Raw genomic sequence first — 4,707 nt, forward strand, 5'->3', positions numbered from 1 at the left:
ACGCGGTGCCGTCGTAGTCGCCGCCGATGCCGAGGTGGTCGATGCCGGCGACCTCGCGCATGTGGTCCAGGTGGTCCGCGACCGTGGACGCCGTGGCGACCGGGCGCGGGTTGCGCTCCTCGAAGGCGCGGTGCACCTTCATCGCCTCGGGGCTGGTGTCCAGGTGGTGCAGGCCGTGGGCGCGCATGTTCTCGTCGGCGGCGGCCGTCCAGTCCACGGCGGCCTGCAGCACGAACTTGGGCACGAACGTCACCATCGCCATACCGCCGTTGGCGGGCAGGCGCTCCAGGACGTCGTCGGGGATGTTGCGGGGGTGGTCACACACCGCCCGGGCGGAGGAGTGCGAGAAGACCACCGGCGCGGAGGTCGCGTCCAGGGCGTCCCGCATGGTCGTCGCCGCCACGTGGGAGAGGTCGACGAGCATGCCGAGGCGGTTCATCTCACGGACGACCTCACGGCCGAAGGCGGACAGGCCGCCCACCCCGGGTTCGTCGGTCGCGGAGTCCGCCCAGTCCACGTTGTCGTTGTGGGTCAGCGTCATGTAGCGCACGCCGAGCGCGTACAGGCCGCGCAGGGTGCCCAGCGAGTTGGCGATGGAGTGGCCGCCCTCGGCGCCCATGAGGGAGGCGATACGGCCGTCCCGGCGGGCCGCCTCCATGTCCGCGGCGGTCAGCGCGGGCGCCAGGTCCGCCGGGTAGCGCTCCAGCAGCCGCCGGACGCAGTCGATCTGCTCCAGCGTCGCCGCGACCGGGTCCGGCTGCTCACAGGGCACGAACACCGACCAGTACTGGGCGCCGACGCCGCCCGCGCGCAGCCGCGGCAGGTCGGTGTGCAGCTGCTCGTGCCGGTCGCCGGCGATGTCCAGGACGTCCAGGTCGTAGCCGGCCTGCTTGCGCAGCGCCCAGGGCAGGTCGTTGTGCCCGTCGACCACGGGGAACTCGCGCAGCAGGGCGCGGGCCTCCTCCAGGGCGGCCGCCACGGCGGTCACTTCCCGAAGCCGAAGCCGCTGCCCGCGCCCTCGACCTTGGCGCGCAGCCGCTTGCCCTTCTCGGTGGCCTGGTCGTTCAGGTCGTGCTGGAAGTCGCGCATCTTGTGCAGCAGGTCCTCGTCGTGCGCGGCGAGCATCCGGGCGGCGAGGAGACCGGCGTTGCGGGCACCGGCGACGGAGACGGTGGCGACCGGCACCCCGGCGGGCATCTGCACGATGGAGAGCAGCGAGTCCATGCCGTCGAGGTACTTCAGCGGCACGGGCACGCCGATGACCGGCAGCGGGGTGACGGAGGCGAGCATGCCGGGCAGGTGGGCGGCCCCGCCCGCGCCGGCGATGATCACCTTGAGACCGCGGTCGGCTGCCTGCTCGCCGTAGGTGATCATCTCGCGGGGCATGCGGTGCGCGGAGACGACGTCGACCTCGTAGGCGATCTCGAACTCGTCCAGGGCCTTGGCGGCGGCTTCCATGACGGGCCAGTCGGAGTCCGACCCCATGACGATGCCAACAACGGGGCTCATTCGGTGATGGTGCCTCTCAGGTAGCCGGCTGCGTGGCGGGCGCGCTCCAGCACCTCGTCCAGGTCGTCGCCGTAGGTGTTCACGTGTCCGACCTTGCGGCCGGGCTTCACGTCCTTGCCGTACATGTGGATCTTGAGCTTGGGATCGCGGGCCATGCAGTGCAAGTACGCGGAGTACATGTCCGGGAAGTCGCCGCCGAGGACGTTGACCATCACGGTCCACGGGGCGCGCGGGCGCGGGTCGCCCAGCGGCAGGTCCAGGACCGCGCGGACGTGGTTGGCGAACTGCGAGGTGACCGCGCCGTCCATGGTCCAGTGGCCGGAGTTGTGCGGGCGCATCGCCAGCTCGTTGACCAGGATGCGGCCGTCGCGGGTCTGGAACAGCTCGACGGCGAGGTGACCGACGACGCCCAGCTCCTTGGCGATGGTCAGCGCCATCTCCTCGGCCCGCAGCGCCAGGTCCTCCTCGAGGTCGGGCGCGGGGGCTATGACCGTGTCGCAGACCCCGTCGACCTGCTGGGACTCCACCACCGGGTAGGCGACGGCCTGGCCGTGGGGGGAGCGGACGACGTTGGCGGCCAGCTCGCGGACGTAGTCGACCTTCTCCTCGGCGAGCACGGGGACGCCGGCGCGGAAGGGTTCGGCCGCCTCCTCGGCGGAGTCCACGACCCACACGCCCTTGCCGTCGTAGCCGCCGCGGACCGTCTTGAGGACGACGGGGAAGCCGTCGCCCTCGGCGGCGAACCGGACGACGTCCTCCGGGTCGCTGACGATCCGGTGCCGGGGGCACGGGATGCCGATCGCGTCGAGCCTCGCCCGCATCACGCCCTTGTCCTGGGCGTGCACCAGCGCGTCCGGGCCGGGGCGGACGGGGATGCCGTCCGCCTCCAGGGCGCGCAGGTGCTCGGTGGGCACGTGCTCGTGGTCGAAGGTGATCACGTCGCAGCCGCGCGCGAAGGCGCGCAGCGTCTCCAGGTCGCGGTAGTCGCCGATGACGACATCGCTCACGACCTGCGCGGCGGAATCCTGCGGAGTGTCACTGAGAAGCTTGAACCTGATGCCCAACGGGATGCCCGCTTCGTGCGTCATACGCGCGAGCTGGCCCCCGCCGACCATGCCGACTACCGGGAACGTCACACCCCTAGGGTATCGGCCACGCCGGGGAGGCCGGATCCCGTCCTCCTCCACGGACTCTTACCGACGGCTTCCCCTGTTCTTTCCGACCTGTTTCCGGGCAGTGGGCCGGTCCACGGGCACCGGCGGGCCCGCCCGGCTAGCATGGCGGGGTCGACGCAACCTAACGACGGGAGCTGCACAGCCATGGAACCTCGTTCCTCGGGGCTGCAACGGCTCGTACGCGAGGTCGTCAAGTTCGGGGCCGTCGGCGGTGCCGGCGTCCTCGTCAATCTCGGCGTGTTCAACCTGGTCCGGCACGTCTCGGACCTGCCGGTGGTGCGGGCCAGCATCATCGCGACCGTCGTGGCCATCGTGTTCAACTACGTCGGCTTCCGCTACTGGACGTACCGGGACCGCGACAAGAGTGGACGCACCAAGGAACTCACGCTGTTCCTGCTGTTCAGCATGATCGGCCTGGTGATCGAGAACGGCGTGCTCTACCTGGCGACCTACACCTTCGGCTGGGACAGCCCGCTGCAGAGCAACGTCTTCAAGTTCGTCGGCATCGGCGTCGCGACCCTGTTCCGCTTCTGGTCGTACCGCAGCTGGGTGTTCCGGGCGCTGCCGGCCCGGGAGGCCGTGGCGAGCGCGGAATCCCTGCTGGCGCAGGAGTCGAGGAAGCAGCCGCCGAGGCAGCGCGTCCCGTAGCCCCACGCTCCCCACCCGTTCTGCTAGCGGACCGTGGGGCGGTCCTCGTCCGGTTTGCGCGCGGGGGGTGTGCGCGACAGGAACAGGCCGAAGACCGGGGGCTGCGCCTGGAGCAGCTCCAGCCGGCCGCCGTCGGCCTCCGCGAGGTCCCGGGCGACGGCCAGGCCGATCCCGGTGGAGTTCCGCCCGCTGATCGTGCGCTCGAAGATCCGCGCGCCCAGGTCCGCCGGTACACCCGGACCCTCGTCGGTGACCTCGATGACGGCCTGGTTGCCGGTGACCCGGGTGCGCAGGGCGACGGTGCCGCCGCCGTGCATGAGCGAGTTCTCGATCAGCGCCGCCAGCACCTGGGCGACCGCACCCGGGGTGCCCACCGCCTGGAGGTGCCGTTTCCCGGAGCTGACGACGGCCCGGCCGGCGCTGCGGTAGGCGGGCCGCCACTCGGCGAGCTGCTGCTGGATGACCTCGTCCAGGTCGAAGGTGACGGCGGAGCCGGTCCGCGGGTCGCGGGAGTTCGTCAGCAGCCGCTGCACGACGTCCGTCAACCGCTCGACCTGGGTCAAGGCGATCGTCGCCTCCTCCTTCACCGTGTCCGGGTCGTCGGTGAGGGTGATCTCCTCCAGCCGCATGGACAGCGCGGTCAGCGGCGTGCGCAGCTGGTGGGAGGCGTCGGCCGCGAGGCGCCGCTCGGCGGTCAGCATGCGCCCGATCCGCTCGGCGGAGGCGTCCAGCACATCGGCGACCCGGTCCAGCTCGGGGACGCCGTAGCGCTTGTGGCGGGGGCGCGGGTCGCCGGAGCCGAGGCGTTCGGCGGTCTCGGCGAGGTCGGTCAGCGGGGAGGCGAGCCGGTTGGCCTGCCGTACGGCGAGCAGTACGGCCGCCACCACGGCGAGCAGCGCGACCAGCCCGATGATCAGCAGGGTCCGGCCGACCTCGCGGGTCACCGCGGAGCGGGGCTCCTGCACGGTGACCGTCTCGCCCTCCTCGCCGTGCTGGGTGTAGCTGATGGTGTCGCCCTCGGGCTTGCCGCCGATCTCCATGGGCGGCTTGCCGGGCAGGCGGATGACCGCGTACTGGTCCTTGCTGACCGGGTTGCGCAGGACGTCCGCGTTCACGTTCTCCGAGGCGAGGATGCGGCTGTCGACGATGCTGGCCAGCCGCACGGCCTCCGACTCGACGCGCTCCTGGGCGCTGTTGCTGATCGTCCGCGTCTCGACGATCACGAGGGAGACGCCGAAGACCGCGATCACGACCAGGACGACGGCGAGGGTGGACTGGATGAGACGTCGGCGCATGGTCCGTTACCTAGGGTGATCGCTGGGGCTGACCGTTCGGGCCCGGACTCAGCTCTTCTCGAACCGGAAGCCGACGCCCC

The 4,707-nt window shown here is 71.4% G+C and carries 5 protein-coding genes; 1 reads left to right on the forward strand and 4 read right to left on the reverse strand.

Going from position 1 to position 4,707, the window contains the following annotated elements:
• The 3 genes from IE312_RS18765 to IE312_RS18775 all read right to left on the reverse strand — a co-directional run.
• A partial coding sequence (locus IE312_RS18765) for a dipeptidase (protein ID WP_229900088.1) occupies nt 1-988 on the reverse strand: 988 nt, incomplete at its 3' end.
• Nucleotides 985-1,509, reverse strand: coding sequence for a 5-(carboxyamino)imidazole ribonucleotide mutase (gene purE, locus IE312_RS18770; RefSeq protein ID WP_189983244.1), 525 nt, complete (start codon nt 1,507-1,509; stop codon nt 985-987). The genes IE312_RS18765 and purE, both read right to left, overlap by 4 nt.
• Nucleotides 1,506-2,645 carry a 5-(carboxyamino)imidazole ribonucleotide synthase gene (locus IE312_RS18775; protein WP_189983247.1) on the reverse strand — a complete coding sequence of 380 codons (1,140 nt, stop codon included), beginning with the start codon at nt 2,643-2,645 and terminating at the stop codon, nt 1,506-1,508. Before IE312_RS18775 ends, purE begins: the two co-directional genes overlap by 4 nt.
• A 183-nt stretch (nt 2,646-2,828) precedes the next feature.
• Between IE312_RS18775 and IE312_RS18780 the strand changes: the two genes are divergently transcribed.
• Nucleotides 2,829-3,332, forward strand: coding sequence for a GtrA family protein (locus IE312_RS18780; RefSeq protein WP_189983249.1), 504 nt, complete (start codon nt 2,829-2,831; stop codon nt 3,330-3,332).
• Between the two features lie 23 nt (nt 3,333-3,355).
• On the opposite strand, the gene IE312_RS18785 is transcribed toward IE312_RS18780, so the two are convergent.
• Nucleotides 3,356-4,627 carry a sensor histidine kinase gene (locus IE312_RS18785; RefSeq protein ID WP_189983251.1) on the reverse strand — a complete coding sequence of 424 codons (1,272 nt, stop codon included), beginning with the start codon at nt 4,625-4,627 and terminating at the stop codon, nt 3,356-3,358.
• Nucleotides 4,628-4,707: the final 80 nt, after the last annotated feature.

This window comes from Streptomyces capoamus (assembly GCF_014654935.1).
Taxonomy (GTDB): Bacteria; Actinomycetota; Actinomycetes; order Streptomycetales; family Streptomycetaceae; genus Streptomyces; species Streptomyces capoamus.

Bases quoted from the DNA above. Each gene is read 5' to 3' on its own strand.
- purE (WP_189983244.1), bottom strand. From the start codon at position 1,509: ATGAGCCCCGTTGTTGGCATCGTCATGGGGTCGGACTCCGACTGGCCC.
- IE312_RS18780 (WP_189983249.1), top strand. From the start codon at position 2,829: ATGGAACCTCGTTCCTCGGGGCTGCAACGGCTCGTACGCGAGGTCGTC.
- IE312_RS18785 (WP_189983251.1), bottom strand. From the start codon at position 4,627: ATGCGCCGACGTCTCATCCAGTCCACCCTCGCCGTCGTCCTGGTCGTG.